Annotated in this window: 24 protein-coding genes; 11 read left to right on the plus strand and 13 right to left on the minus strand. The window is 69.8% G+C overall.

From position 1 onward, the window contains the following. Window positions 1-40: 40 nt before the first annotated feature. Window positions 41-3,505 (plus strand): DNA polymerase III subunit alpha, encoded by a 3,465-nt coding sequence (gene dnaE / locus FLP23_RS08175; protein ID WP_246140111.1) that lies wholly within the window; start codon window positions 41-43, stop codon window positions 3,503-3,505. Window positions 3,506-3,621: 116 nt separating this feature from the next. Here the strand turns inward: dnaE and FLP23_RS08180 are convergent, their stop codons facing one another. After that, window positions 3,622-4,140, minus strand: a complete 519-nt coding sequence (locus tag FLP23_RS08180; protein WP_149325399.1) for a flavin reductase family protein — start codon at window positions 4,138-4,140, stop codon at window positions 3,622-3,624. 62 nt (window positions 4,141-4,202) lie between these two features. Here FLP23_RS08180 and hisD point away from each other — a divergent pair, with 62 nt between their 5' ends. Genes hisD through FLP23_RS08195 form a run of 3 tightly spaced genes read left to right on the plus strand, consistent with a single transcriptional unit; the run spans window position 4,203 to window position 7,083 of the window. Next, window positions 4,203-5,510, plus strand: coding sequence for a histidinol dehydrogenase (gene hisD / locus FLP23_RS08185; protein WP_149325400.1), 1,308 nt, complete (start codon window positions 4,203-4,205; stop codon window positions 5,508-5,510). A 40-nt stretch (window positions 5,511-5,550) separates the two neighbouring features. After that, window positions 5,551-6,051, plus strand: a complete 501-nt coding sequence (gene nrdR / locus FLP23_RS08190; protein ID WP_149325401.1) for a transcriptional regulator NrdR — start codon at window positions 5,551-5,553, stop codon at window positions 6,049-6,051. A gap of 12 nt (window positions 6,052-6,063) precedes the next feature. Continuing rightward, window positions 6,064-7,083 (plus strand): quinone-dependent dihydroorotate dehydrogenase, encoded by a 1,020-nt coding sequence (locus tag FLP23_RS08195; protein WP_149325402.1) that lies wholly within the window; start codon window positions 6,064-6,066, stop codon window positions 7,081-7,083. A gap of 45 nt (window positions 7,084-7,128) precedes the next feature. Here the strand turns inward: FLP23_RS08195 and FLP23_RS08200 are convergent, their stop codons facing one another. Further along, the gene (locus tag FLP23_RS08200) at window positions 7,129-7,704 is read right to left on the minus strand and encodes a DUF3043 domain-containing protein (protein ID WP_246139939.1); all 576 of its coding nucleotides are present in this window, start codon (window positions 7,702-7,704) and stop codon (window positions 7,129-7,131) included. Between the two features lie 37 nt (window positions 7,705-7,741). On the opposite strand from FLP23_RS08200, the gene FLP23_RS08205 reads away from it, so the two are divergent. The 6 genes from FLP23_RS08205 to FLP23_RS08230 all read left to right on the plus strand — a co-directional run bounded on the left by FLP23_RS08205 (window position 7,742) and on the right by FLP23_RS08230 (window position 13,089). Then, window positions 7,742-9,157: a dipeptidase gene (locus tag FLP23_RS08205; protein WP_149325404.1), complete on the plus strand. Its 1,416-nt coding sequence runs from the start codon at window positions 7,742-7,744 to the stop codon at window positions 9,155-9,157. A 38-nt stretch (window positions 9,158-9,195) separates the two neighbouring features. Beyond that, window positions 9,196-9,543 (plus strand): HesB/IscA family protein, encoded by a 348-nt coding sequence (locus FLP23_RS08210; protein ID WP_149325405.1) that lies wholly within the window; start codon window positions 9,196-9,198, stop codon window positions 9,541-9,543. 179 nt (window positions 9,544-9,722) lie between these two features. Continuing rightward, the gene (ctaC, locus tag FLP23_RS08215) at window positions 9,723-10,526 is read left to right on the plus strand and encodes an aa3-type cytochrome oxidase subunit II (protein ID WP_246139940.1); all 804 of its coding nucleotides are present in this window, start codon (window positions 9,723-9,725) and stop codon (window positions 10,524-10,526) included. Between the two features lie 8 nt (window positions 10,527-10,534). After that, window positions 10,535-12,247 (plus strand): aa3-type cytochrome oxidase subunit I, encoded by a 1,713-nt coding sequence (ctaD, locus tag FLP23_RS08220; protein ID WP_149325407.1) that lies wholly within the window; start codon window positions 10,535-10,537, stop codon window positions 12,245-12,247. 3 nt (window positions 12,248-12,250) lie between these two features. Next, complete coding sequence (ctaF, locus tag FLP23_RS08225) at window positions 12,251-12,667, plus strand: aa3-type cytochrome oxidase subunit IV (RefSeq protein ID WP_149325408.1); 417 nt, start codon at window positions 12,251-12,253, stop codon at window positions 12,665-12,667. Further along, window positions 12,667-13,089 carry a GNAT family N-acetyltransferase gene (locus FLP23_RS08230; protein ID WP_149325409.1) on the plus strand — a complete coding sequence of 141 codons (423 nt, stop codon included), beginning with the start codon at window positions 12,667-12,669 and terminating at the stop codon, window positions 13,087-13,089. The genes ctaF and FLP23_RS08230 overlap by 1 nt, the downstream gene beginning before the upstream one ends. A gap of 31 nt (window positions 13,090-13,120) precedes the next feature. On the opposite strand, the gene FLP23_RS08235 is transcribed toward FLP23_RS08230, so the two are convergent. The 5 genes from FLP23_RS08235 to ctaE all read right to left on the minus strand — a co-directional run bounded on the left by FLP23_RS08235 (window position 13,121) and on the right by ctaE (window position 17,646). Continuing rightward, on the minus strand, window positions 13,121-13,324 hold the full coding sequence (locus FLP23_RS08235) for a hypothetical protein (RefSeq protein WP_149325410.1): 204 nt from the start codon (window positions 13,322-13,324) through the stop codon (window positions 13,121-13,123). 113 nt (window positions 13,325-13,437) lie between these two features. Next, complete coding sequence (qcrB, locus tag FLP23_RS08240; protein ID WP_149326252.1) at window positions 13,438-15,000, minus strand: cytochrome bc1 complex cytochrome b subunit; 1,563 nt, start codon at window positions 14,998-15,000, stop codon at window positions 13,438-13,440. 71 nt (window positions 15,001-15,071) lie between these two features. Then, window positions 15,072-16,133 carry a cytochrome bc1 complex Rieske iron-sulfur subunit gene (gene qcrA / locus FLP23_RS08245; protein WP_149325411.1) on the minus strand — a complete coding sequence of 354 codons (1,062 nt, stop codon included), beginning with the start codon at window positions 16,131-16,133 and terminating at the stop codon, window positions 15,072-15,074. Between the two features lie 33 nt (window positions 16,134-16,166). Next, window positions 16,167-16,973 (minus strand): cytochrome bc1 complex diheme cytochrome c subunit, encoded by an 807-nt coding sequence (gene qcrC / locus FLP23_RS08250; RefSeq protein WP_149325412.1) that lies wholly within the window; start codon window positions 16,971-16,973, stop codon window positions 16,167-16,169. Between the two features lie 28 nt (window positions 16,974-17,001). Beyond that, window positions 17,002-17,646: an aa3-type cytochrome oxidase subunit III gene (gene ctaE / locus FLP23_RS08255; RefSeq protein ID WP_149325413.1), complete on the minus strand. Its 645-nt coding sequence runs from the start codon at window positions 17,644-17,646 to the stop codon at window positions 17,002-17,004. A gap of 98 nt (window positions 17,647-17,744) precedes the next feature. On the opposite strand from ctaE, the gene trpD reads away from it, so the two are divergent. Beyond that, window positions 17,745-18,797, plus strand: coding sequence for an anthranilate phosphoribosyltransferase (gene trpD / locus FLP23_RS08260; RefSeq protein WP_149325414.1), 1,053 nt, complete (start codon window positions 17,745-17,747; stop codon window positions 18,795-18,797). Between the two features lie 147 nt (window positions 18,798-18,944). On the opposite strand, the gene glpK is transcribed toward trpD, so the two are convergent. The 6 genes from glpK to FLP23_RS08290 form a co-directional block, all read right to left on the minus strand. Then, the gene (gene glpK / locus FLP23_RS08265) at window positions 18,945-20,441 is read right to left on the minus strand and encodes a glycerol kinase GlpK (RefSeq protein WP_149325415.1); all 1,497 of its coding nucleotides are present in this window, start codon (window positions 20,439-20,441) and stop codon (window positions 18,945-18,947) included. Window positions 20,442-20,456: 15 nt separating this feature from the next. Further along, complete coding sequence (locus FLP23_RS08270; RefSeq protein ID WP_149325416.1) at window positions 20,457-21,668, minus strand: sugar ABC transporter permease; 1,212 nt, start codon at window positions 21,666-21,668, stop codon at window positions 20,457-20,459. Beyond that, window positions 21,665-22,432 carry an ATP-binding cassette domain-containing protein gene (locus FLP23_RS08275; RefSeq protein WP_149326253.1) on the minus strand — a complete coding sequence of 256 codons (768 nt, stop codon included), beginning with the start codon at window positions 22,430-22,432 and terminating at the stop codon, window positions 21,665-21,667. Before FLP23_RS08275 ends, FLP23_RS08270 begins: the two co-directional genes overlap by 4 nt. A 69-nt stretch (window positions 22,433-22,501) precedes the next feature. Then, window positions 22,502-23,596: an ABC transporter substrate-binding protein gene (locus tag FLP23_RS08280; protein WP_149325417.1), complete on the minus strand. Its 1,095-nt coding sequence runs from the start codon at window positions 23,594-23,596 to the stop codon at window positions 22,502-22,504. 4 nt (window positions 23,597-23,600) lie between these two features. Further along, window positions 23,601-24,809 (minus strand): ROK family transcriptional regulator, encoded by a 1,209-nt coding sequence (locus tag FLP23_RS08285; protein WP_149325418.1) that lies wholly within the window; start codon window positions 24,807-24,809, stop codon window positions 23,601-23,603. A gap of 69 nt (window positions 24,810-24,878) precedes the next feature. Further along, window positions 24,879-25,310 carry a GNAT family acetyltransferase gene (locus tag FLP23_RS08290; protein ID WP_149325419.1) on the minus strand — a complete coding sequence of 144 codons (432 nt, stop codon included), beginning with the start codon at window positions 25,308-25,310 and terminating at the stop codon, window positions 24,879-24,881. Window positions 25,311-25,474 lie beyond the last annotated feature (164 nt).

The raw sequence follows: 25,474 nt of genomic DNA on the forward strand, positions 1-25,474 counted from the left end.
CGATTCCTTCGTGCACCTGCACGTGCACAGCGAATACAGCATGCTCGACGGCGCCGCCCGCGTCGGCGACCTCATGAAGGCGGTCGTCGAGCAGGGCATGCCGGCCATCGCCGTCACCGACCACGGCAACAACTTCGGCGCCTTCGACTTCTGGTCGCAGGCGAACGCCGCGGGCGTGAAGCCCATCATCGGCACCGAGGCGTACCTCACGCCCGGCACCTCGCGCTTCGACAAGACCCGGGTGCGCTGGGGCAACGGCGGCGAGGACGACGTCTCGGGATCCGGCGCCTACACCCACATGACGATGTGGGCGGAGAACACCGCCGGGATGCACAACCTCTTCCGGCTCTCGAGCCTCGCCTCCATCGAGGGCTACTACTTCAAGCCCCGCATGGACCGCGAACTGCTGCAGCGCTACGCGACGGGCATCATCGCCACCACGGGCTGCCCCTCCGGCGAGGTGCAGACCCGCTTGCAGCTCGGGCAGTACACCGCGGCGCGCGAGGCGGCCGCCGAGTTCCGCGACATCTTCGGCAAGGACAACTTCTTCGTCGAGCTCATGGACCACGGGCTCGGCATCGAGCGGCGCGTCATGACCGACCTCGTGCGGCTCGCGAAGGATCTCGATCTGCCGCTCGTGGCCACCAACGACCTGCACTACACGCACGCGCACGACTCCTCGGCCCACGAGATCCTGCTGTGCGTGCAGTCCGGCTCGACCCTCGCCGACCCCAACCGCTTCAAGTTCGACGCGCAGGAGTTCTACCTCAAGACCCCCGCCCAGATGCGCGAGCTGTTCCGCGACCACCCCGACGCCTGCGACAACACGCTGCTCATCGCGGAACGCTGCGCCGTCGAGTTCAACACGAGCGCCAACTACATGCCGCGCTACCCGGTGCCCGACGGCGAGACGGAGGAGAGCTGGTTCGTCCAGGAGGTCGAGAAGGGCCTCCACGAGCGCTACCCGGGCGGCATCCCCGACGAGGTCCGGAAGCAGGCCGAGTACGAGGTCGGCGTGATCGTGCAGATGGGCTTCCCCGGCTACTTCCTCGTGGTCGCCGACTTCATCAACTGGTCGAAGGACCACGGCATCCGCGTCGGCCCGGGCCGCGGCTCGGGCGCGGGGTCGATGGCGGCCTACGCCATGAAGATCACCGATCTCGACCCCTTGCAGCACGGCCTCATCTTCGAGCGGTTCCTCAACCCCGACCGCGTCTCGATGCCGGACTTCGACGTGGACTTCGACGAACGTCGTCGCGGCGAGGTCATCAAGTACGTGACCGAGAAGTACGGCGAGGAGCGCGTCGCGCAGATCGTCACCTACGGCACGATCAAGGCCAAGCAGGCCCTCAAGGACTCCGGGCGCGTGCTGGGCTTCCCGTTCTCGATGGGGGAGAAGCTCACCAAGGCGATGCCGCCCGCCATCATGGGCAAGGACATCCCGCTCGGCGGCATCGTCGACCCCGCTCACGAGCGCTACAAGGAGGCCGGCGACTTCCGGGCGCTGCTGGAGACCGACGCGGACGCGCGCACGGTCTTCGAGACCGCGCGCGGGCTCGAGGGGCTCAAGCGCCAGTGGGGCGTGCACGCGGCGGGCGTCATCATGTCGAGCGAGCCGCTCATCGACATCATCCCGATCATGAAGCGGGAGCAGGACGGCCAGATCGTCACCCAGTTCGACTACCCGGCCGCCGAGGCGCTCGGCCTCATCAAGATGGACTTCCTGGGGTTGCGCAACCTCACGATCATCGACGACGCCCTCGACAACATCGAGGCGAACCGCGGCTTCCGTCCCGTGCTCGAGGAGCTCGCCCTCGACGACCCGGGTGCCTACGAACTGCTGGGTCGCGGCGACACCCTGGGCGTCTTCCAGCTCGACGGCGGGCCCATGCGGGGCCTTCTGCGGCTCATGAAGCCCGACAACTTCGAAGACATCTCGGCCGTGCTCGCGCTCTACCGGCCGGGGCCGATGGGCGCCAACGCCCACACCGACTACGCGCTGCGCAAGAACGGTCAGCAGCGGATCGCGCCCATCCATCCCGAGCTCGAGGAGCCGCTGCGCGACATCCTCGACACGACCTACGGGCTCATCGTCTACCAGGAGCAGGTGATGGCCATCGCCCAGCGGGTGGCGGGCTTCACCCTCGGCCAGGCCGACATCCTGCGGCGCGCGATGGGCAAGAAGAAGAAGTCCGAGCTCGACAAGCAGTACGAGGGCTTCGTGGCCGGCATGAAGGGCAACGGCTACTCCGACACGGCCATCAAGACGCTCTGGGACATCCTGCTGCCGTTCTCGGACTACGCCTTCAACAAGGCCCACTCGGCCGCCTACGGGGTGCTCAGCTACTGGACGGCCTACCTCAAGGCGCACTACCCGGCCGAGTACATGGCGGCCCTGCTCACGAGTGTCGGGGATGCCCGCGACAAGCTCGCGCTGTACCTCAACGAGTGCCGCCGGATGGGCATCCAGGTGCTGCCGCCCGACGTCAACGAGTCGATCGGCTACTTCGCGGCCGTCGGCGAGGACATCCGCTTCGGCCTGGGCGCGGTGCGCAACGTCGGCTTCGGGGTGGTCGACCAGATCCGTGACGCGCGCGAGCAGAAGGGCGCGTTCTCGAGCTTCCACGACTTTCTGCGCAAGGTGCCGTTGACCGCCCTCAACAAGCGCACCATCGAGTCGCTCATCAAGGCCGGCGCCTTCGACTCGCTCGGGTCGACGCGCCGCGCCCTCATCGAGATCCACGAGGGCGCCGTCGATCAGGCCGTCAAGCAGAAGCGCGAGGAGGCGAGCGGGCAGGTCGGGTTCGACTTCGACGCGCTCCTCGGGGAGCTCGACACGGTCGAGCCCGAGGTGCCGCACCGGCCGGAGTGGGGCAAGAAGGAGAAGCTCGCCTTCGAACGCGACATGCTGGGCCTCTACGTGTCGGAGCATCCCCTCGACGGCCTGGATGTCGTGCTGGCCAAGCACCGGAGCGTGACGATCGCCGAGCTGCTGTCCTCGGAGACGATCCAGGACGGCGAGACGGTCACGGTGGCGGGGCTGCTCACGAGCGTGCAGCATCGCACCGCCCGCAACTCGGGCAACCCGTACGGGGTCGTGCAGCTCGAGGACTTCGGCGGCGAGGTCAGCGTCATGTTCCTCGGCAAGACCTACCAGGAGTTCGCCCCGGGGCTCGTGAACGATGCCATCGTGGTGGTGCGCGCGCGGGTCAGTCAGCGCGACGACGGGGTCGCCCTGCACGCCGCGAGCATGTTCGCTCCCGACGTCGGGCAGAGCCTCGGCGCCGGCCCGCTCGTCATCCAGGTGGCCGAGCACCGTGCGACCACCGAGGTCGTCACGGCCCTCAACGACGTGCTGATCCGGCACCGCGGCGACAACGAGGTGCGGCTGCGGCTCGTGCGCGGCGAGTCGGCGCGCCTCTTCGAGATCCCGTATCCGGTGGCGGTGACGGCCGACCTCTACGGCGAGCTCAAGAGTCTTCTCGGCCCGAACTGCGTCGTCTAGGCCCCGCGTCCCGCGGACCGAGTGCCGTCGCGTAGCCCTCCTCGCCGATCGAGTCCCGCCGCAGGACCTTCCCCGCTGATCGAGTGCCGCCGCAGGCGGTGTATCGAGATCCGCCCCTACAGCCGCTCGCCCGGACGGAAGTAGCTGCGCTCGTGGTACAGCAGTGCTTCGTCCTCGGCACCGAGTCCGCCGTCCTCGATCTGCACGACGATGACGGCGTTGTGGTGCACGGGGTAGCGGCCCACGATGCGCCCCAGCATCCACGCCGGCACGTCTTTCAGCAGCGGCAGTCCGAGCGGGCCGGGCGCCCAGTGGTCGCCGTCGAAGCGCCTGTCGTGGTCGCCCGCCATGGTGGCCGCGAGCCCGCTGTTGCGGGAGCCGAGGATGTGGATGAGCACATGGTCGGTCTGCTCGATCGCGGGCCAGGCGCTCGACACCCGGGCCATGTTGAAGGTCGCGAGCGGAGGCACGGCGGCGAGCGAGGCGAGCGAGGTCGCGGTGAAGCCCACGGGGCGACCGTCGGGGTCGCGCGCGGTCACCGCCGACACGCCGGCCGCGAGGCGACGGAACGCCAGCTTGAACGCCGACAGCTCGTCGACGATGTGCGGCTCGTGGTCGCTGCTGCTCTGGGTCATCGTGGATGCTCAACTCTCCGGCGCGTGAGGGCATTCCTCGCGGCCTCTAGCATTGTCTCGCGATGATCCAGACTCTCGACCTCCGCGGCATCCGTCCGTCACGCGCCGAACTCGGCTCGCTCATCCCGCGTGCCCAGGTGGATGTGTCGTTCGCCACCTCTGCCGCGGAGCGGCTCATCACCGAGGTGAGGGAGCGCGGCTGGGCGGCGCTGCAGGATCAGGCGGAGCGTTTCGACGGCGTGCGTCCGGACGCCATCCGGGTGTCGGTCGACGCGATCGCGGCCGCGGTCGCCTCGCTCGAGGCGCCCGTACGCGCCGCCCTCGAGGAGTCGATCGAGCGCGTGCGCCGGGCATCGCGCGCCCAGGTTCCCGCGCCCGCGGTCACCGAGCTCGCGCCGGGGGCGCGCGTCGAGCAGCGCTGGCAGCCGGTGCGTCGCGCGGGACTCTACGTGCCGGGCGGCAAGGCCGTGTATCCCTCGAGCGTCATCATGAACGTCGTCCCCGCGCAGGTCGCCGGGGTGGCCTCGGTCGTGCTCGCCTCGCCGCCTCAGGCCGAGTTCGGCGGCTCGGTGCACCCGACGATCCTCGCGGCAGCCGGGCTGCTGGGGGTGACCGAGGTCTACGCGATGGGCGGTGCGGGCGCCATCGGCGCCTTCGCCTACGGTGTGCCGGACCTCGGACTCGAGGCCGTCGACCTCGTCACCGGACCCGGCAATGTGTTCGTCGCGGCCGCGAAGCGGCTCGTGCGCGGTGTCGTGGGCATCGACGCCGAGGCGGGTCCCACCGAGATCCTGGTGATCGCCGACGCGACCGCCGATCCGGTCCTGGTGGCCGCCGACCTCGTGAGCCAGGCCGAGCACGACGAGCTCGCCGCCGCGATCCTCGTGACCGACGCGCCGGAGCTCGCGGTGCGGGTCGTGGAGCAGCTCGAGCGGCAGCTCGCGGCGACCACCCACACGGAGCGCGCGACCGCGGCGATCGACGGCGTGCAGTCCGCCATCGTGCTCGTCGACGATCTCGCGGCGGCGGCCGAGTTCAGCAACCTCTACGGCCCCGAGCACCTGGAGATCCAGACCGCCGACCCGGATGCGCAGCTCGCCGCGATCAGCGACGCGGGCGCGATCTTCCTGGGGCCGTACTCGCCGGTGAGCGTCGGCGACTACCTCGCGGGGTCGAACCACGTGCTGCCGACGGGCGGGCAGGCGCGGTTCTCCTCGGGGCTCTCGGCGGCGAGCTTCCTCCGCCCGCAACAGGTGATCCGCTACGAACGCGAGGGGCTCGCGGAGGTCGCGGCGCGGTTGCGCGCGTTGAGCGACGCCGAGCAGCTGCCCGCCCACGGCGACGCGGTCGACGTGCGCTTCCCGGTCTGATTCCCGGCCTTTTCGGGGCCGACGGGGTACGCTGAGCGCGATGTTCTGCCCCTTCTGCCGCCATCCCGACAGCCGGGTTGTCGACTCGAGGACGAGCGACGACGGCTTGTCGATCCGGCGACGCCGACAGTGCCCGCAATGCGGTCGGCGCTTCTCGACCACCGAGACCGCGAGCCTCAACGTCATCAAGCGTTCGGGCATCGTCGAGCCGTTCAGCCGCGAGAAGGTCGTCTCGGGCGTGCGCAAGGCCTGCCAGGGGCGTCCCGTGAGCGATGCCGATCTCGCGCTGCTCGCGCAACGCGTCGAGGAGACCATCCGGGCGACGGGCGTCGCGCAGGTCGACGCGAACGACATCGGGCTCGCCATCCTGCCGCCGCTGCGGGAGCTCGACGAGGTGGCCTACCTGCGTTTCGCGAGCGTGTATCAGGGCTTCGACTCGCTCGAGGACTTCGAGGCGGCCATCGCGCTGCTGCGGGTCGAGCATGCGGACGCACAGGCGACCCCCGTGGCGGACGACGGCGCCGATCTCCGCCTCGGCTAGCCTGGGGTCGGCATGTACCGACTCCTCTTCCGTCTCGTCCTGTCGCGCCTCGACCCCGAGTTCGCGCACCACCTCGCCTTCCTCGTCATCCGCGTGCTCGGGTGGCCCGGGCTGCGCGCGATCACCCGCGCGTTCACGCGGCCGGACCGCTCCCTCGTGGTCCGCACCCTCGGGCTCGAGTTCCCGTCGCCGTTCGGGCTCGCGGCCGGCTTCGACAAGGAGGCTCGCGGGATCCCCGGGTTCGGCGCGCTCGGCTTCGGCCACGTCGAGGTCGGCACGATCACCGCACTCGCCCAACCGGGCAACCCGAAGCCGCGGCTGTTCCGGCTGATCCCGGACCGCGCCGTGGTGAACCGCATGGGCTTCAACAACGCGGGCGCCGAGGCCGCCGCTCCGCGCATCGAGCGGGCACGTCGCCAGGCGGTGCGCCCCATCATCGGCGTCAACATCGGCAAGAGCAAGGTCGTGCCGGTCGAGGAGGCGATCGGCGACTACCTGGTCAGCACGCGACTGCTGGCGCCGCACGCCGACTACCTCGTGGTGAACGTCAGCTCGCCCAACACCCCGGGACTGCGCGGCCTGCAGGAGCTCGACAAGCTCGAACCGCTGCTCGCCGCGGTCCGGGACGCCGCGGGCGGCGTCCCGGTGCTCGTGAAGATCGCGCCCGACCTCACCGACGAGCAGGTGCTGCGGATCGCCGAGCTGACCCTGCGGCTCGAGCTCGCCGGCATCGTGGCGACCAACACGACGCTCTCCCGCGACGGTCTCGTCACCGACCCGGCCGTCGTCGCGGCGGCCGGCGACGGCGGGCTCTCGGGAGCCCCGCTCGCTGCGCGCGCCCTCGCGGTGCTGCGTCTGCTGCGTGCGGCGGTCGGCCCGGAGCTGTGTCTCATCGCGGTGGGCGGTGTGACGACCGCGGCCGAGGTGCGGGAGCGCCTCGAGGCGGGCGCCACCCTCGTGCAGGGCTACACGGCCTTCCTCTACGAGGGTCCGTTCTGGGCGCGCGCGGTGAACAGAGGGCTCACGAGCTAGCTGGTCAGGAGCGCCGCGAGGAGTCGCGGCGGGAGATGACCCGATCTACGCGGGGAACTGCCCGCGCTTGACCTGAGGCTTCGGGAGGCGCAGCGGGCGCAACTGGACGGCGCGCATCGCGGCGTACCAGGTGACCTTCTCGACCTTCCCGGCTCCGAACTTGGCGGCGAGCTTCTTGCGCAGCTGGCGGCCGAGCCACAGCACGTCGATCACGACGAGCAGGATGACCGCCCACACCGCGAGCAGCGCGTAGATCGCCACGTACTGGTTCGGGATGAAGTAGGTGAGGATCACGAGCACCATGAGGGGCAGAAGGACCTCGCCGACGCTCCAGCGGGCGTCCACGTAGTCGCGCACGTACTTCTTCTGGGGGCCCTTGTCGCGAGCCGGGAGGTAGCGCTCCTCGCCGTTGGCCATGCCCACCCGTGCGCGATCGCGCTGCTCGTTGAGCTTGGCGCGCGACTCGCGTGAGGCCGTCTTGCGGTCGTCGGGAACCAGGGGGCGCTTGCGCGCGGCCTCCTGCTCCTTGCGGCTCGGGGTCGCGCGACCCTTGCCGGCGACCGACTCGGTCTCCGGGGTCTCGGGCGCAGCGGACGGTTCGGTGGGGGTGTTCTTGGGCACGGGATCCTCGCTGGTCGGTGACCTTAAGATAGCCCACATGCCTGTGACCGAGCCGTCCGCCGCCGCCCCCGCCACCCCTCGCGCCGACGAGTTCCGGGAGGCCGTCGCCGCGGGGCTGCCCGCGGCCATCGCCGAGCTCTCCGGTCTCGTGCGCATCCCCTCGGTCGCCTGGGACGGCTTCGACCACTCCCAGGTGCGGGCGAGCGCGGAGCGGGTGGCGGAGCTCGCGCGCGCCCTCGGGGTGTTCGAGTCGGTCGAGGTCGTGCAGCTGCCGATCGCCGGGCCCGACGCGGATGTCCTCGGCCAGCCGGCGGTCGTCGCGACGCGCGCGGCCCGAGGCGGCAAGCCCACGATCCTGCTGTACGCGCACCACGACGTGCAGCCTCCCGGCGACGAGGCGGACTGGCATTCGAAGCCGTACGAGCCGACACTGCGCGGCGACCGCCTGTACGGGCGCGGCGCGGCCGACGACAAGGCCGGCGTGGTCGCGCACCTCGCGGCGATCCGCGCGTACCAGACGGTGCTCGGCGACCCTGAGATCGGCATCGTGCTCTACGCCGAAGGGGAGGAGGAGTTCGGATCGCGCTCGATCACGACCTTCCTCGACCACTATCGCGAGCAGTTCGACGCCGACGTCATCGTGGTCGCCGACTCGGGCAACTGGTCGATCGACGTGCCCGCGATCACGGTCGGATTGCGCGGGGCGGTGGCGTTCAACCTGCGGTTCACGACGCTCGAGCACGCCTCTCACTCCGGCATGTTCGGGGGAGCGGTTCCCGACGCCATGCTCGCCGCGATCCGCACCCTCGACACCTTGTGGAACGCGGACGGCTCGGTCGCCGTCGCAGGGCTGAGCTCGCGCGAGGCCGAGACGCCCGCCTACGACGAGGCCCAGCTGCGCGCGGAGACCGGCCTGCTGCCGGAGGCGCAGCCGATCGGGCACGGCGCGATCATCGGGCGCATCTGGAATCAGCCGGCCATCACGATCACCGGCATCGACGCGCCGAGCGTGCGCGACGCCTCCAATACCCTCGTCCCCAGCGTCCGCGTGCGGGTGAGCGCCCGCGTGGCGCCGGGGCAGCGCGCCGAGGACGCCTACGAAGCGCTCATCGGCCATCTGCGCGCCCACGCGCCGTACGGCGCCCGACTCGAGGTCGACGGCCTGGACCTCGGTCAGCCGTTCCTCGTCGACACGAGCGGATGGGCGGTCGCCGACGTCAAGGAGGTGCTGGGAGAGGCCTTCGGCAACCCCGCCGTCGAAATGGGGGTCGGCGGGTCGATCCCGTTCATCGCCGCACTCGCCGAGCGCTTCCCGAACGCCCAGATCCTCGTGACGGGCGTCGAGGATCCCGACTCGCGGGCGCACAGCCCCAACGAGTCGGTGCACCTGCCGAGCTTCGAGAAGGCGATCCTCGCCGAGGCGCTGCTGCTCGCGCGGCTCGGGGCCCGATGACCAGCATTCCCCCGGGACCGGCGGGTACAATCGCCCACATGACCGACACCCTCGAGACCACGCACGGGGTCACCCTGACCGACACCGCCGCCTTCAAGGTGCGCTCCCTGCTCGAGCAGGAGGGCCGTGACGACCTGCGGCTGCGCGTCGCCGTGCAGCCGGGCGGCTGCTCGGGCCTCATCTACCAGCTCTACTTCGACGAGCGCCTGCTCGACGGCGACGCCACGCGCGACTTCGACGGGGTCGAGGTCGTCGTCGACCGCACGAGCGTGCCCTACCTCGACGGCGCCTCGATCGACTTCGAGGACACCATCCAGAAGCAGGGCTTCACGATCGACAACCCCAACGCGCAGGGCAGCTGCGCATGCGGCGACAGCTTCCACTGAGCCGTCACCGATAGCCAACACGAGGCGTTCTCCGCGAGGAGGGCGCCTCGCGTGGTTATAGACTCGAACACGAACCACAGCTGTCGTCGTCCGAGAGGTCACAGGTGCGATCCAACCGCCCACAGGGTCCGGCCCGCCGTTCACGACTCGCCCGTTGGGCAGTCCTTCCGATCGGGCTCGTGGTCACCCTCGTGCTCGCCGGCTGCACCCAGCAGCAGCTCAACGGCTGGCTTCCGGGTGGTGCAGGCACCACCAACCACACCGACCGCGTGATCGGCCTGTGGGTCACCTCGTGGATCGTGCTCCTCGGCGTGGGCGTCGTCACCTGGGGCCTCATCCTCTGGGCGGCCGTCGTCTACCGCCGCCGCAAGGGGCAGAGCGGCCTCCCGATCCAGCTGCGCTACAACCTGCCGATCGAGATCTTCTACACGATCGTGCCGCTCATCCTCATCATCGGCTTCTTCGCCTTCACGGCGCGCGACCAGACGGTCATCGAGACCGATCCGGGCGACCCGCAGGTGCGCATCGAGGCGATCGGCAAGCGCTGGGCGTGGGACTTCAACTACCTCGAGGAGAACCGCCACTCCGAGGGCGTGCAGGCCCAGCCCGACGAGAAGGGCGAGCTCGACGAGGACACCCTGCCGGCGCTGTATCTGCCGGTCGGCGAGAAGGTGCAGATCGACCTCGAGTCGCGCGACGTCGCGCACTCCTTCTGGATCATCGACTTCCTCTACAAGAAGGACATGATCCCGGCGAAGTCCAACCACATGTACTTCGTTCCGCTCAAGGAGGGCGTCTACCGCGGCAAGTGCGCGGAGCTGTGCGGCGAGTACCACGCCGACATGCTCTTCACGGTGCACGTCGTCTCGCGCGCCGAGTACGAGGCGTACCTCGACACGCTCCCCGAGGGGCGCAACGGTCTCGAGAACAACGTGAACCAGAACCTTCCGGGTAACACCGGTACCGACGAGAACGAGGACTGAGGCATCCGATGACCACGGCAGCCGCACCGGCATTCGGACGCACCAAGCCCACTCGCAAGGGCAACGTCTTCGTCAAGTGGATCACCACCACCGACCACAAGACGATCGGGTACCTCTACCTCATCACCTCGTTCATCTACTTCTGCATCGGCGGCGTGCTCGCGCTCGTCATCCGCGTGGAGCTGTTCACGCCGGGCGTCGACGTGGTGCCGTCGAACGAGGCCTACAACCAGCTCTTCACGATGCACGGCACGATCATGCTGCTCATGTTCGCGACCCCGCTGTTCGCGGGTTTCGCGAACGTGGCGATGCCGTTGCAGATCGGTGCGCCGGATGTGGCGTTCCCGCGCCTCAACGCCTTCGCCTACTGGCTGTTCAGCTTCGGTTCGCTCATCGCCATCGGCGGCTTCTTCACCCCGCAGGGTGCGGCCGGCTTCGGATGGACCGCCTACGCACCGCTGTCGAGCACGACGTTCTCGCCGGGTCTCGGCGGCAACCTCTGGGTGTTCGGTCTCGCGCTGTCCGGTTTCGGCACGATCCTGGGAGCCGTGAACTTCATCACGACGATCATCACGATGCGCGCGCCCGGCATGACGATGTTCCGCATGCCGATCTTCACCTGGAACATCCTCGTGACGTCGATCCTCGTGCTCCTGGCCTTCCCGGTGCTCGCGGGCGGTCTGTTCGCGCTCGGCGCCGACCGCGTGTTCGGCGCGCACCTGCTCGATCCCGCCAACGGCGGCACCATCCTCTGGCAGCACCTGTTCTGGTTCTTCGGCCACCCCGAGGTCTACATCATCGCGCTGCCGTTCTTCGGCATCATCTCCGAGGTGCTGCCGGTGTTCAGCCGCAAGCCGATCTTCGGCTACAAGACCCTCATCTACGCGACGATCGCCATCGCGGCGCTCTCGGTCACGGTGTGGGCGCACCACATGTACGTCACCGGCTCGGTGCTGCTGCCGTGGTTCGCGCTCATGACGATGCTCATCGCGGTGCCGACGGGCGTGAAGATCTTCAACTGGGTCGGCACCATGTGGCGCGGCTCGGTCACCTTCGAGACCCCGATGATCTGGGCGATCGGCTTCCTCGTGACCTTCACCTTCGGCGGACTCACGGGCGTCATCCTGGCCTCGCCGCCGCTCGACTTCCACGTGTCGGACTCGTACTTCGTGGTCGCCCACTTCCACTACGTGGTGTTCGGAACGGTCGTCTTCGCGATGTTCTCGGGCTTCTACTTCTGGTGGCCGAAGTGGACGGGCAAGATGCTCGACGAGCGGCTCGGCAAGATCCACTTCTGGCTGCTGTTCATCGGCTTCCACACGACCTTCCTCATCCAGCACTGGCTCGGCGTCGAGGGCATGCCGCGCCGCTACGCGGGCTACCTCGCGGGCGAAGGCTTCACCTGGATGAACCAGCTGTCGACCATCGGATCCGCGATCCTCGCGGTGTCGCTGCTGCCGTTCTTCCTCAACGTCTGGATCACCGCCCGCAAGGCGCCCAAGGTGACCGTCGACGACCCGTGGGGCAACGCGCGCTCGCTCGAGTGGGCCACCTCGTGCCCGCCGCCGCGGCACAACTTCACCTCGATCCCGCGCATCCGTTCCGAGTCGCCCGCGTTCGACCTGCACCACCCCGAGACCACCGAGCAGTACGGCATCGGACCGCTCAAGGACGCGCCTGAGACGCCTGTCGAGGACCTCGCCACCGGAGAGGTGAAGTAGCCCATGCGCACCAATGTGAACCTGCTGTGGATCCTCGGGATCTTCTTCTGGCTCTCCGCCGCGGTCTACACCGGATGGGCGCTGCTCGACACGCATGAGGTGGAGTGGGTCGGCACCGTCGCGATGACGCTCTCCGGCATCCTCGCGTTCTTCATCGCCTTCTACCTGGGCCGCGTGCACCGCCACCAGGGTGCGGAGCTTCCGCAGGACCTCGCCGACGCCGACATCGACGACGACGACCCCGAGATCGGGCACTTCAGCCCCTGGAGCTGGTGGCCGTTCGTGCTGGGTCTCGCGCTCGCGCTCGTGTTCCTCGGCCTCGCGGTCGGCCCGTGGGTGTCGCTCATCGGCGGCCCGCTCGCCCTCATCGCGATCGTCGGCTGGAACTACGAGTACTACCGGAACAACTTCGCCCGCTGATGCCGGTCCGCGAGGTTCGCGCCGGTGACGAGGACGCGGTCTTCGCGCTCGTCGCCCAGCTCGGCCACGCTTTCCCTCCCGATCGGGCGGCATTCGACCGCACGATCGCCGGCTATCTCGCGGGGGAGCAGCCCTCGGTGCTGCTCTACGTCGTCGAGGACGACCAGGGGGTGCGCGGCTACGCGCTGACCACGATCGTGCCGCTGCTGTCCACCAACGGGCTCTCAGCGCAGCTGCAGGAGCTCGTCGTCGCCTCGGATGCGCGCGGACACGACTACGGCACCCGGCTCGTGCAGGCGGTCGAGGCGGAGTGCGTACGGCGCGGCGTCACCCAGCTGACGGTCGCGAGCCGCCGCGCCGGCGGCTTCTACGACAGGCTCGGGTTCCACGAGTCGGCCGAGTACATGCGCCGCTTTTTCTGAACCGGGCAGCCGGGTCGGCGGGACGTCGAGCCTACTGGCGTTGAGCGCTCGCCATCGCCGCCATCTGGCCGGCTGCGGCCTGTTCGTGCAGGCTCCGAGCCCGGAGCGCGGCGTCGCGATCCGCGGGCGCGAGAGGGGCCGCCGTGCCGTGGCGCCGCAGCAGGAGGGTCGCCACGAGCCACCCTCCGAGGGCGACCACGGTGAAGGCGATGCCGATGACGAGCCCCAGTTCCATGACGACATTCTGAGGGATCGTCGCCGGGAAAGCGAGAGGCGCGCGGCCACGGCAGGCGGAAAGGGGGGAGAGGCGGAGCCCTCAGGCTCCGCCCCTCCCCGAGAAGACGATGATCAGTGGTGCCCGGACTCGAGCTCGGCCTTCGTGACCGGTGCGATGCGGTCCTCGAAGAACCAGCGCGACAGCACGCCCCGCAGGCGGGTGCCGACCGTGATCTTGCCCTTGGCGTTCGGGCGCACGACGAGCGGCGCGTAGTCCTCGTAGCTCACCAGACGCCAGCGCTCGTACTCGGAGAGCTGCTCGTGCACCTCGATGTACTCGCCGCCCGGCAGTCGCACGATTCGACCCGACTCGAAGCCGTGAAGCGCGATCTCGCGATCCTTCTTCTGCAGGCCGATGCTGATGCGCTTCGCCACGATGTAGGCGATGATCGGGCCGAGGATGAGCAGCGCCTGGAGGGTGTGCGTGACGCCTTCGATCGAGAGCCGGAAATGGGTGGCGATGAGGTCGGAGCTCGCGGCCGCCCACATGATCGCGTAGAAGGTGACGCCGGCGGCGCCGATCGCGGTGCGGGTCGGGGCGTTGCGCGGACGGTCGGCGATGTGGTGCTCGCGCTTGTCGCCCGTGATGAACGCCTCGATGAACGGGTAGAAGGCGACCAGCACGAGGAAGACGCCGATGACCGCGATGGGCGCCAGGATGTTGAGCGAGAGCGTGAAACCGAAGATCTCGAGCTCCCAGCCCGGCGGGACGAGGCGCAGGGTGCCGTCCGCGAAACCGATGTACCAGTCCGGCTGGGTACCCGCCGACACGGGGGAGGGGTCGTAGGGTCCGTAGTTCCAGATCGGGTTGATGGTGACCGTCGAGGCGACGAGCATGATCACCCCGAACACGATGAAGAAGAACCCGCCCGCCTTCGCGGCGAAGACCGGGAGGATCGGCGCACCGACGACATTGCCCTCGGTGCGGCCCGGCCCGGCGAACTGGGTGTGCTTGTTGACGATCAGCAGGATCATGTGCACGCCGATCGAGGCGAGCACGAGCGCCGGCAGCAGCAGGATGTGCAGCGTGTAGAGGCGGCCGACGATGGCCTCGCCGGGGAACTCGCCGCCGAACACGAGGTACGACAGCCAGGTGCCGACGATCGGGATGCCCTTGACCATGCCGTCGATGATGCGGAGGCCGTTGCCCGAGAGCAGGTCGTCGGGGAGCGAGTAGCCCGTGAAGCCCTCGGCCATCGCGAGCACGAACAGCAGGAAGCCGACGACCCAGTTGATCTCACGCGGCTTGCGGAAGGCGCCCGTGAAGAACACGCGCAGCATGTGCAGGCCGATCGAGGCCACGAACAGCAGCGCCGCCCAGTGGTGCACCTGCCGCATGAGCAGGCCGCCGCGGATGTCGAAGCTGATGTCGAGGGTCGACGCCATCGCGGCCGACATCTCGACGCCCTTGAGGGTCGGGAACGAGCCTTCGTAGACGACCGGGGCCATCGAGGCCTGGAAGAAGAAGGTGAGGAAGGTGCCGGACAGCAGGATGACGATGAAGCTGTAGAGCGCGACCTCGCCGAGCATGAACGACCAGTGGTCGGGGAAGATCTTGCGCCCGAGCTCCTTCACGAAGCCCGAGAGGCTCGTGCGGTCCTCGATGTAGTTCGCGCCCCAGTTGACGAAGCGCATGCCCGGCCCGGGGGGAGCCTTCTCGACCGTCGTCCCGGCCGGAGCCTCGGTCGTGGCGGTGGCAGTCGCGGTCACAGCGCACGCTCCCAGAAGCTCGGGCCGACAGGCTCCTGGAAGTCGCTGCGCGCGACCAGGTAGCCCTCTTCGTCGACGGTGATGGGCAGCTGCGGCAGCGGACGCTTGGCCGGGCCGAAGATGACGGCGGCCTCACGCGTGATGTCGAACTGCGACTGGTGGCAGGGGCAGAGCAGGTGGTGGGTCTGCTGCTCGTAGAGCGCGACCGGGCATCCCACGTGGGTGCAGATCTTCGAGTACGCGACGATGCCGCGGAAGTTCCAGTCCTCGCGTCCCTCCGAGACCTGCAGGTCCTCCGGGCGCAGCCGCATGAGCAGCACGGCCGCCTTGGCCTTCTCCTCGAGCGGGTGCTCCGACTCGTGCAGGTTCGCGGGGATGACGTGGAAGACCGAGCCGAGCGTCACATCCGACGCCTTGATCGGGATGCCGTTGGGGTCGCGCGCGAGACGCACGCCCTCCTCCCACAGGGTGTGCTTGAGCAGCTTGACCGGGTCTTCTGCGGGGGCGAAGTCGCGGAAGATCACGATCGCCGAGAGCGGCGCGAGCACGAGGGCGCCGAGCAGCCCGTTGCGGATGAGCTTGCGGCGCGTGAAGCCGGACTCCTGGTTGCCGAGGGTGAAGATCTCGGAGGCGCGCGCGATGGTCTCCGGCTTGCCGCGGGTCTCGTGGCGGTTCTCGACCATGTCATGGCCGTCCATGAGCGACTTCGACCAGTGCACGACCCCGAAACCGATGCCGAGCAGCCCCAGCGCGAAGCCGAGACCCAGGAAGAGGTTGTTGAGGCGCACCGAACCGAGGTCGCCCTCGTGGATGGGGAAGACGATGTAGGCGACGACCGCGAAGACGCTGCCGACGGCGGAGGCGAGGAAGAGCCAGAAGACGCGGCGCTCGTTCTGACGCTCCTTGGCGGGGTCGAGCTCGGAGACGCGCGCCCGGTACGGCGGGAAGCCGGGGTTCTCGACGGCGTCGGGCGAGATCACCGCGACACCGGATGACACCGGCGCCGGTGCGTGCGTCTCGACTGCGGTGCCGGGTCCGGCGCCGTCCGTCTCAGCCATTCGCTTCCCTTCCTGTGTTTCTGCGGCCACGCGTCAGTTCGACTTCGCCGTGAGCCAGATGGTGACGCCGACGATCGCGCCGAGCGCGAAGATCCAGACGAACAGACCCTCCGAGACCGGTCCGAGGTTGCCGAGGTCGAGGCCACCGGGCGACGGGTTGTTCTCGATGAACTTGAGGTAGCTGATGATGTTCGCCTTGTCTTCGGGCGTGATGTTGCGGTCGTTGAAGACGGGCATGTTCTGCGGGCCGGTGATCATGGCCTCGTAGATGTGCTTGGGGGTGACGCCCATGAGCGAGGGGGCGAACTTGCCCTGCGTGAGGGCGCCGCCCGCGCCGGCCACGTTGTGGCACATGGCGCAGTTGATGCGGAACAGCTCGGCACCGGCGGGGAGGTCGTCGCCCTTCAGATACTGCTCTTCGGGGATCGAGGGACCGGGGCCGAGCGAGGCCACCCAGGTGGCGAGGGCGGCGATCTGCGCCTCGGTGAACTGGACGGGCTTCTCTTCGGCCTGGGGGCCGTCGGCGGCCATCGGCATGCGGCCGGTTCCGACCTGGAAGTCGACGGCCGCGGCACCCACGCCGATGAGGCTGGGGGCGTCCTCGGTGCCCTGGGCCTGCAGGCCGTGGCAGCTGGCGCAGTTGGCGGCGAACAGCTTCTGGCCGTCCTCGGCGAGTTGGGCGACCTGGGTCTGGCTCGCGGCGTCGGCGCTGCTGGATGCCGTGATGGCGGCGTACGCGCCACCGGTGGCGAGGAGGCCGATCAGCAGGAGGGCCGCAGAGGCCAACGGCGAGCGCCGGCCGGCACGGCGGTTGCGGGGTGTGGAAGCGGAAGTCGCCATGGTCGTGGAAAGGATCCGATCTGCCGGGCTATCTGAGGACGTAGATGACGAGGAACAGGCCGATCCAGACGACATCGACGAAGTGCCAGTAGTACGAGACGACGATCGCGCTCGTCGCCTCCTTGTGGGTGAAGGTCTTGACGGAGAAGACCCGCCCGATGACCAGCAGGAAGGCGATGAGACCGCCCGTGACGTGGAGGCCGTGGAAGCCGGTCGCGAAGTAGAACACCGAGCCGTAGGAGTCGGACTGCAGGCCGACGTGCTCGCTCACGAGCTGCCCGTACTCGAAGATCTGCCCGACCACGAACACCGCGCCGAGTGCGTAGCTCAGGAAGAACCACTCGACGAGGCCCCACTTCGTGAAGGCGAAGACGCCGCCCGTGCGGCGGGGCTGCATCCGCTCGGCCGCGAACACGCCGAACTGGGCGGTGAACGACGACAGCACGAGGATGATCGTGTTGATCAGCGAATAGGTGACGTTGAGCTTGGCCGTCTGCTCCTCCCACAACCCCGGTGAGGTGGAGCGAAGCGTGAAGTAGACCGCGAAGAGGCCCGCGAAGAACATGACCTCGGAACCCAGCCACACGATCGTGCCCACGGAGACGACGCTCGGCCGGTTGATGACCGCGGTGCTCGGAGCGCTGATTGCGGAGGTAGTGGTCACGCATCCCATTATGGCCGATATCGCTCACGGCGAATTCACCGATCCGGGCCTGTCGTGCCTCGGGCGTCCCGATTCGGGTCGCTCCGCGAGTCGCTACGATCGTGCGCATGCCCACCGAACTGACCTGGCCCGCCGTGCTCACCGAACTGCTGGCGGGCGGGGATCTGTCGATCTCCGAGGCCGAATGGGCCATGAAGCAGGTCATGACGGGGGATGCCACCGATGCCCAGCTGGGGGCTTTCCTCGTGGCGTTGCGGGCCAAGGGCGAGACGGTCGACGAGATCGTCGGCTTCCGCGACGCGATCCTCGCCCACGCGCAGCCGCTCGAGGTCGACCCGATGGCGCTCGACATCGTGGGAACGGGGGGCGACCGCTTCGGCACCGTCAACGTGTCGACCATGTCGTCGGTGATCGCCGCGGCGGCGGGCGCGAAGGTCGTGAAGCACGGCAATCGCGCCGCGAGCTCGTCGTCGGGCTCCTCGGATGTGCTCGCCGCGCTCGGGGTGGACCTCGCGATCGAGCCCGCGCGCGTGGCGGAGGTGTTCGAGCAGGTGGGGATCACCTTCGTGTTCGCCTCGCTGTTCCATCCGGGCTTCAAGAACGCGGGGCCGACGCGCGCGCAGCTCGGCATCCCGACGGTGTTCAACTTCCTGGGGCCGCTGTGCAACCCGGCGCGACCCGAGGCGTCGGCGGTCGGGGTCGCGAGCCTCGACAAGGTGCCGCTCGTGGTCGGCGTGTTCCAGACCCGCGGGGCGACCGCCCTCGTCTTCCGTGGCGACGACGGGCTCGACGAGCTCTCCACGACCGGGCACAGCCACGTCTGGGAGGTGTCCCGCGGCTCGGTCACCGAGCACGACCTCGATCCGGCGGATCTCGGCCTGCCGCGGGCGAGCATCGACGAGCTGCGCGGGGGCGACGCCGTCCACAACGCCGGCATCGTGCACCGGGTCTTCGCGGGCGATCGCGGCCCGGTGCGCGACATCGTGCTGCTCAATGCGGCGGCGGGGCTCGTCTCGTGGGAGCTCGCACAGGATCACACGCGTGCCGAGGAGGACATCCGCGACCGGTTCCGCGACAAGATCGCGGTCGCCGCATCGGTGATCGACTCGGGGGCCGCCGCCGCGAAGCTCGACGCCTGGGTGGCCGCGACGCGGGCCTGAGCCATCGGGACGGGCGTAGCGGGGTGTGATGCCGCTTCCGCGACGCATGCCCCCGCGTGCCGGCGCTTCGCGTCGGCGCGCTCCCGCCAGACCCAATGCCAGCGTCGCGGAAGCGGCACCCCACCCCACTCCTCGACCAGCTGACGGCTAGACCCAGTCGAAGGTGCGCGTGACGGCCTTGCGCCAGGTGGCGAGACGCGCCTCGCGCGCCGCGGGGGAGATCTGCGGGAGCCAGCGGTGGTCCTCGGACCAGGTGGCGCGCAGCTCGTCGAGCCCCGACCAGAAGCCCACCGCGAGGCCGGCGGCGAAGGCGGCGCCGAGCGCCGTCGTCTCGGTGACGGCCGGACGCACGACGGGGATCCCGAGGATGTCGGCCTGGAACTGCATGAGCAGTTCGTTGCGCACCATGCCCCCGTCGACGCGGAGCTCGGCGAAGGGGCGACCGAGGTCATCGGCGGCGGCGTCGAGCACTTCGCGCGTCTGGAACGCGGTCGCCTCGAGTGCGGCACGGGCCAGGTGCGCGCGGTTGGTGAACCGGGTGAGTCCGACGATCGCGCCCCGCGCATCCGGTCGCCAGTACGGCGCGAACAGTCCCGAGAAGGCGGGGACGATGTACACCTCGCCCGTGTCGGGGACGCTCGCGGCGAGTGCCTCGATCTCGGAGGCCGCGCCGATGAGGCCGAGATTGTCGCGCAGCCACTGCACGAGCGATCCGGTGACCGCGATGGAGCCTTCGAGCGCATAGCGCGGCGGGGCGTCGCCGAGCCGGTAGGCGAGGGTCGTGAGGAGGCCGTTGCGCGAGCGCACGAGCTGCTCGCCCGTGCCGACGATGAGGAAGTTGCCGGTGCCGTAGGTGTTCTTCGACTCGCCGGCCTCGAAGGCGGCCTGTCCGAAGGTGGCGGCCTGCTGGTCGCCGAGGATGCCGGCGATGGGGGTGTGCAGCACGAGGCTCGACGAGGAGGCCTCGCCGTAGCGCTCGGACGAGCTGCGGATGCTCGGCAGCATCGCCGCGGGGACCCCGAACGCCTCGAGGAGGTCCGGGTCCCAGTCGAGGGTGCGCAGATCCATGAGCTGCGTGCGCGAGGCGTTCGTGACGTCGGTCGCGTGCACCCCGCCGGACGGTCCGCCGGTCAGATTCCACAGCACCCAGCTGTCGGGGGTGCCGAACAGCAGCTCCCCGCGCTCGGCGCGGGCGCGGGCGCCCGGGGTCTCGTCGAGGATCCAGGCGATCTTGGCGGCCGAGAAGTAGCTCGCGAGCGGCAGTCCCGTGCGGTCGCGGAAGCGGTCGACGTCACCGTCCGCGAGTGCGTCGATGCGGGCCTGCGTGCGGGTGTCCTGCCAGACGATCGCATTCGCGACCGGTCGCCCCGTCGCGCGCTCCCACACGATGGCGGTCTCGCGCTGATTGGTGATCCCGATCGCCGCCACCTCGTGGCGGGTCGTGTCGGCGCGGGCGAGCACCTCACCGATCACGAGCCGCGCGTTCCGCCAGATCTCGGCCGGGTCGTGCTCCACCCACCCCGCCTGAGGGAACAGCTGCGCGTGCTCGCGCTGCGCGGAGGCGGCGATCCGCCCGTCGGAGGTCACGAGCACCGCACGGGTGCTCGTGGTGCCCTGGTCGATCGCCAGCACGTATCTCGGCATCCGCGCCTCCTCGGGTCAGGCCTGACCGTGCGCGGCGCGCGACTTGCGCGAGAGCGAGTCGATGATGACGGCGAGCAGCAGCACCCCGCCGGTGATCATGTAGCGGATCGAGGAGTCGAGGTTGAGCAGGGTCAGGCCGTTCGAGATCGACTGGATGACGGCGATGCCGAGCAGTGCGCTCCAGGCGGACCCGCGCCCGCCGAAGAGGCTCGTTCCGCCGATGACGGCCGCCGCGATCGCGTTGAGGTTGGTGTCCCCGCCGCCCGAGGACAGGCTCGCCGAGCTCAGCCGCCCCGCCGCGAGGATGCCCCCTACGACCGCGAAGGTCGAGCACAGCACGAAGACCGACACGTAGACCCGGTTCACCCGGATGCCGGCGCGCCGGGCCGCCTCGACGGAACCGCCGACCGCGTACACCTCCCGGCCCCAGCGGGTGCGGGTGAGGACGACGTCCATCACGATCACGAGCACGATGAAGAACACGAACATGACGCCGACCCCGTCGTCGGTCGCGAGATAGCTGACGGCGACCGCGCACAGCAGGAACAGGCCGCCCGCCTTCGCCGCCTGCCAGCCGAGCGCGGCGGTCGGCAGATCCGCGCGCTTGCGCCGGCGCTGGCGCAGCACCGCCGAGACGAACATCGATCCCGCCCAGAGTCCCGAGATGGCGTAGGCGAGCCACGGCGGCAGGAACCAACTGGTCGCGAACAGCACGAGGGGGGAGTCGAAGGGGATGTTGATCGATCCGGTCGGTCCGAGCACCTTGAGCTGCAGGCCCAGGATGCCGAGCAGTCCGGCGAGGGTGATGATGAAGCTCGGCACCCCGAAGCGGGTGTAGAGGAAGCCGTAGAGCAGCCCGATCGCGACGCCCGTGAGCAGCGCGCACAGGATGGTCACCGCGAGCGGCCAGTTCAGCTGGGTCAGCCCGACGCCCACGATCGCTGCCGCGAGTCCGCTCACCGAGCCCACCGAGAGGTCGATCTGCCCGAGGAGCAGCACGAGCACGACGCCGATCGCGATGGTGCCGACCGCGGCGCACTGCAGCGTGAGGTTCACGAGGTTGTCGGCGGAGAGGAAGCTCGGGTTGAGCGCCTGGAAGACGCCCCAGATGACGACGAGCCCGACGATGACCGGCACCGAGCCGAGATTCCCGCCCGTGAGCCGGGTGCGGAGGTCGCCCAGGGCGATCCGCAGCCAGGAGGTGCGGTCGGCTGTCGTATCGGTCATCGCGCCGGTCCGATCCGGTGGGGCGCCGCGAGCGGTGCGGACGGCAGGGGCAGGGCATGCTCGGTGGCACCCGTGATCGCGGCGATGATGTCCTCGTAGCTCACATCGGGCGCGAGGAAGTCGCCGTTGTTGCGACCCAGGCGCAGCACGACGATGCGGTCGGCGACCGCCTGCACATCCGCCATGTTGTGGCTGATGAGCACGACCCCGTGCCCGCGCTCGCGCAACCGCTCGATGAGGTTGAGCACCTCGGCGGTCTGCGCGACGCCGAGGGCGGCGGTCGGCTCGTCGAGGATGACCACCTTGGGTTCGCCGATGAGCGAACGGGCGATCGCGACCGTCTGGCGCTGACCACCCGAGAGCGCCGCGATCGGCACCCGCACCGAGGGGATGCGCGCCGACAGCTGCCGCAGCAGCTCCCAGGCCCGCCGCTCCATCTCCTCCTCCTGCAGCGCCGCGCCCGCGAGCTCGCGCCCGAGGAACAGGTTGGCGACCACGTCGAGGTTGTCGCACAGCGCCAGATCCTGGAACACCGTGGCGATGCCGAGCGCACGGGAGGCGGTCGGGTCGGGGATCGACACTGGCTGACCCTCGAACTCGACCCGGCCATCGTCGGCGGGGTGCACGCCCGCAAGGATCTTCACGAGCGTCGACTTGCCGGCCCCGTTGTCGCCGACGATCGCGACGACCTCGCCGGGGTAGATGTCGAGGTGGATGTCGGTGAGCGCCTGCACCTTGCCGAAGTTCTTCGAGATGCCGCGCATCGACAGCACGGGCTGCCGCTCGGGCGGCTGCTCGGGCGGAAGCGGGGGCACGGCCTCGATCGTCACGGCTCAGCCCAGCCCAGCGGCCGCGCAGGCGGCCGCGTAGTCGGAGGTGCACAGCTGTGCGAGCGTGAAGAAGCCGTCGTCGATGACGACCGGGCCGATCCTGTCGCGCGTGACCGCGACGGGCTCGAGCAGGAATGAGGGGATGCTGCGCCCGCCCACCTCGATGTGCACCTCGCCCGCGGGCGTGCGGCCGTTGACGAGGTCGACGGCGAGTTCGGCCGCCTTCGCCGCCTCGGGGCGCAGCGCCTTGTAGACGGTCATGTACTGGTCGCCCGTGAGGATGCGTTGCAGGCCCGCGAGCTCGGCATCCTGACCCGTCACGGGAGGCAGCGGGGATATCCCGGCGGCCTTGAGCGAGGCGATCGCCCCGCCGGCGGTCGGGTCGTTCGCGGCGTAGACGCCCACGATGCGGTCGCCGAACTGGGTGATCTGCCCGGCCACCCAGTCCTGGGCGCGCGCCGGATCCCACCCGGGGGTGTCGAACTCGGCGAGCACCGCGTAGCCGCTCGCGTCGATCAACTCGTGGGCGCCCTTCTTGAACTGCGAGGCGTTGTTGTCGGTGGGGGAGCCGTTGACCATGAGGATGCCGCCGTCGCCCGGCTTCACGCCGTCCTCCCGCAGCTTCTCGACGAGCGCCTGCCCCTGCAGCCGGCCGACGAGCTCGTTGTCGAAGGAGATGTAGTAGGCGAGGTCGGGGCTGTCGATGAGCCGGTCGTAGGAGATCACCGGCACGCGCCGGCTCTGCGCGAGCCGCACGATCGTCGCAGCCGCCTTGCCGTCGTAGGGGTCGAGCACGAGCACGCTGACGCCTTGCGTGAGCATCGACTCCGCCTGCTGCTGCTGCTTCGCGGTGTCGCCGTCGGCGTTGCCGTAGAGCACCTCGCAATCGGGGCACAGCTCGCGCACGCGCTCCTCGAAGTAGGGGCGGTCGGCGGTGTCGTAGCGCGCCGTCACCGAGTCGGGCAGCAGGAGTCCGATCTTCGCCGTCGAGGGGTCGACGGGGGCCTCGTTCTGGGTGCCGTTCGTGCACGCCGAGAGCGCGAGCACGGCGAGGATGGCGGCGACCGCCGCAGCGATCGCCCGGGGCGAGCGGGTCATCGGGTCACCCGAGTGCCACACGGAGGTCGGGAGTGCCCGTGGCGGTGGCAGGGAAGGTGCTGAGCTGGTCGACGGCGAGACCGATCGAGCCCATGAGCGCGGCGCGCGCGCCGAGCTGGCCGGCGACGATCTCGGGAGCGGGGGAGAGGCGGGTGGCGAGCGAGCGGTCGACGACCTGGCGGATGGGGCCGAGCAGCAGCTCGCCGGCACGGGCGAGGTGCCCGCCGATCACGAGTCGCGCGGGGTCGAACATGCTCGCGACGTTCGCCGCGGCGACGCCGATGTGGGCGCCCGCGTCGGCGATCGCGCGGATGCAGACGTCGTCGCCCGCCATCGCCCGCACGATCACGTCGCCGAGCTTGAGCCCCGAATAGCGGGGCTTGAGGCTCTCGACGATGGCGTCGCCGCCCGCGATCGCCTCGAGGCAGCCGAGGTTGCCGCAACGGCACAGCGGGCCGTTCTCCATGATGACGGTGTGGCCGAACTCGCCCGCGCTGCCGCTCGCCCCGCGGTAGCCGCGACCCGCCACCAGGATGCCGGCGCCGATCCCGTCGGAGACCTCGAGGAACATCGCGTCGCCGTGGCCGCGCAAAGCTCCGAGGCGGTGCTCCGCGAGCGCGGAGAGGTTGGCGCCGTTGTCGACGAAGACCGGCACCCGCAGCGCCCGTTCGACGCTCTCGGCGACCTTGACGCCTTCCCAGCCGCGCAGGATGCCGGGGCGCGCGATCATGCCGCTCGCGGCATCCATCGGGGCGGCGACGGCGACGCCGACGGCGAGCAGTTCGTCGCGCTCGGCGGAGACGCTGTCGAGCATGTCGGCGATGAGCATGCCGACGCGGCGGATCTCGTTGTCGGACCGGTGATCACGGGCGAGGGGCATCTCGTGCTCGGAGAGCACCGTCATGCCGGTGTCGGCGAGCGCGACCCGCAGGTGGCGCTGGGCGAAGTGGATCCCGCACACGAGACCGCTCGCGTGGGCGAGCGTCACGTACTGGGCGCGGCGGCCCGAGCGCATGCTCTTGGCGGTCGTCAGGATGCCCGACTCGGACAGCTCCTTGACGATGTTGGAGACGGTGGCGGGGGAGAGGCCCGTTGCGCCGGCGAGCTCCACCTGGGTGAGCCCGCCGTGCTTCTTGACGGCGTCGACGATGCGGCCGCGGTTGGCTTCGCGCAGCGACGTCTGCGAGCCCGGGGTGCGCCGCTGATCCGCCATGGGCTCAGGATACCGGCGGAACCCGGAAAACGGGGGTGATCGGCTCGCCCGCGGTCGCCCCATTACGGGTCAGGCGCCGGGTGTTCCGTCGGGGATCAGCCGGTGGCCGAGGCTGACGACGTCGTCCGGTGCGAAACCGAGCGCGCGGTAGAAGGAAATCAGGCCCTCGTCACCACCGCGGACCTGGAGATTGAGCTTCGGGCAGCCGAGCGCGCGCAGACGCTCCTCGACCTCGCGGACGAGGGCGCGTCCGATGCCGGAGCGCTGGCGCTCGGGCGCGACCGCCAGATACGAGAGCCAGCCGCGGTGTCCGTCGTACCCTGCCATGGCTGTGCCGACCACGACATCCGTCTCCTCGGCGACGAGGAACAGCTCCGGCTGGACAGCCTGCTTGCGTGCGATGTCGCGATAGGGGTCGTTCCAGGGGCGCGTGATGCCGCTCGCGCGCCAGAGGGCGACGACGGCCTCGGTGTCGCCATCCGCGAACGGTCGGATCTGCATCCGCCCACTGTAGGCGGTGGTCTCCGCAGGTGGTGGTCTCGCAGGTGGTGCTCTCGCAACTCAGGGGACGCGTGCGCCTCCGGTCGATCCGCGGTCTCGCGGCGCGGTTGTCCTGAGTTGCGAGATCGCGAGTCGTCGCACATCAGGAATGGCTGCAGCTGCGG

Source organism: Protaetiibacter larvae, from assembly GCF_008365275.1.
Taxonomy (GTDB): domain Bacteria; phylum Actinomycetota; class Actinomycetes; order Actinomycetales; family Microbacteriaceae; genus Homoserinibacter; species Homoserinibacter larvae.

What these genes read in the sequence shown, in the direction of transcription:
- ctaE (WP_149325413.1), bottom strand. Translation starts at nt 17,646, where the DNA reads ATGGGATGCGTGACCACTACCTCCGCAATCAGCGCTCCGAGCACCGCG.
- trpD (WP_149325414.1), top strand. Translation starts at nt 17,745, where the DNA reads ATGCCCACCGAACTGACCTGGCCCGCCGTGCTCACCGAACTGCTGGCG.
- ctaD (WP_149325407.1), top strand. Translation starts at nt 10,535, where the DNA reads ATGACCACGGCAGCCGCACCGGCATTCGGACGCACCAAGCCCACTCGC.
- FLP23_RS08275 (WP_149326253.1), bottom strand. Translation starts at nt 22,432, where the DNA reads ATGCGCGGCATCTCGAAGAACTTCGGCAAGGTGCAGGCGCTCACCGAC.
- FLP23_RS08235 (WP_149325410.1), bottom strand. Translation starts at nt 13,324, where the DNA reads ATGGAACTGGGGCTCGTCATCGGCATCGCCTTCACCGTGGTCGCCCTC.
- FLP23_RS08195 (WP_149325402.1), top strand. Translation starts at nt 6,064, where the DNA reads ATGTACCGACTCCTCTTCCGTCTCGTCCTGTCGCGCCTCGACCCCGAG.
- qcrB (WP_149326252.1), bottom strand. Translation starts at nt 15,000, where the DNA reads ATGCGCTTCGTCAACTGGGGCGCGAACTACATCGAGGACCGCACGAGC.
- FLP23_RS08290 (WP_149325419.1), bottom strand. Translation starts at nt 25,310, where the DNA reads ATGCAGATCCGACCGTTCGCGGATGGCGACACCGAGGCCGTCGTCGCC.
- FLP23_RS08210 (WP_149325405.1), top strand. Translation starts at nt 9,196, where the DNA reads ATGACCGACACCCTCGAGACCACGCACGGGGTCACCCTGACCGACACC.
- qcrA (WP_149325411.1), bottom strand. Translation starts at nt 16,133, where the DNA reads ATGGCTGAGACGGACGGCGCCGGACCCGGCACCGCAGTCGAGACGCAC.
- nrdR (WP_149325401.1), top strand. Translation starts at nt 5,551, where the DNA reads ATGTTCTGCCCCTTCTGCCGCCATCCCGACAGCCGGGTTGTCGACTCG.
- hisD (WP_149325400.1), top strand. Translation starts at nt 4,203, where the DNA reads ATGATCCAGACTCTCGACCTCCGCGGCATCCGTCCGTCACGCGCCGAA.
- ctaF (WP_149325408.1), top strand. Translation starts at nt 12,251, where the DNA reads ATGCGCACCAATGTGAACCTGCTGTGGATCCTCGGGATCTTCTTCTGG.
- dnaE (WP_246140111.1), top strand. Translation starts at nt 41, where the DNA reads ATGCTCGACGGCGCCGCCCGCGTCGGCGACCTCATGAAGGCGGTCGTC.
- FLP23_RS08180 (WP_149325399.1), bottom strand. Translation starts at nt 4,140, where the DNA reads ATGACCCAGAGCAGCAGCGACCACGAGCCGCACATCGTCGACGAGCTG.
- FLP23_RS08205 (WP_149325404.1), top strand. Translation starts at nt 7,742, where the DNA reads ATGCCTGTGACCGAGCCGTCCGCCGCCGCCCCCGCCACCCCTCGCGCC.
- FLP23_RS08285 (WP_149325418.1), bottom strand. Translation starts at nt 24,809, where the DNA reads ATGGCGGATCAGCGGCGCACCCCGGGCTCGCAGACGTCGCTGCGCGAA.
- FLP23_RS08270 (WP_149325416.1), bottom strand. Translation starts at nt 21,668, where the DNA reads ATGACCGATACGACAGCCGACCGCACCTCCTGGCTGCGGATCGCCCTG.
- glpK (WP_149325415.1), bottom strand. Translation starts at nt 20,441, where the DNA reads ATGCCGAGATACGTGCTGGCGATCGACCAGGGCACCACGAGCACCCGT.
- qcrC (WP_149325412.1), bottom strand. Translation starts at nt 16,973, where the DNA reads ATGGCGACTTCCGCTTCCACACCCCGCAACCGCCGTGCCGGCCGGCGC.
- FLP23_RS08280 (WP_149325417.1), bottom strand. Translation starts at nt 23,596, where the DNA reads ATGACCCGCTCGCCCCGGGCGATCGCTGCGGCGGTCGCCGCCATCCTC.
- FLP23_RS08230 (WP_149325409.1), top strand. Translation starts at nt 12,667, where the DNA reads ATGCCGGTCCGCGAGGTTCGCGCCGGTGACGAGGACGCGGTCTTCGCG.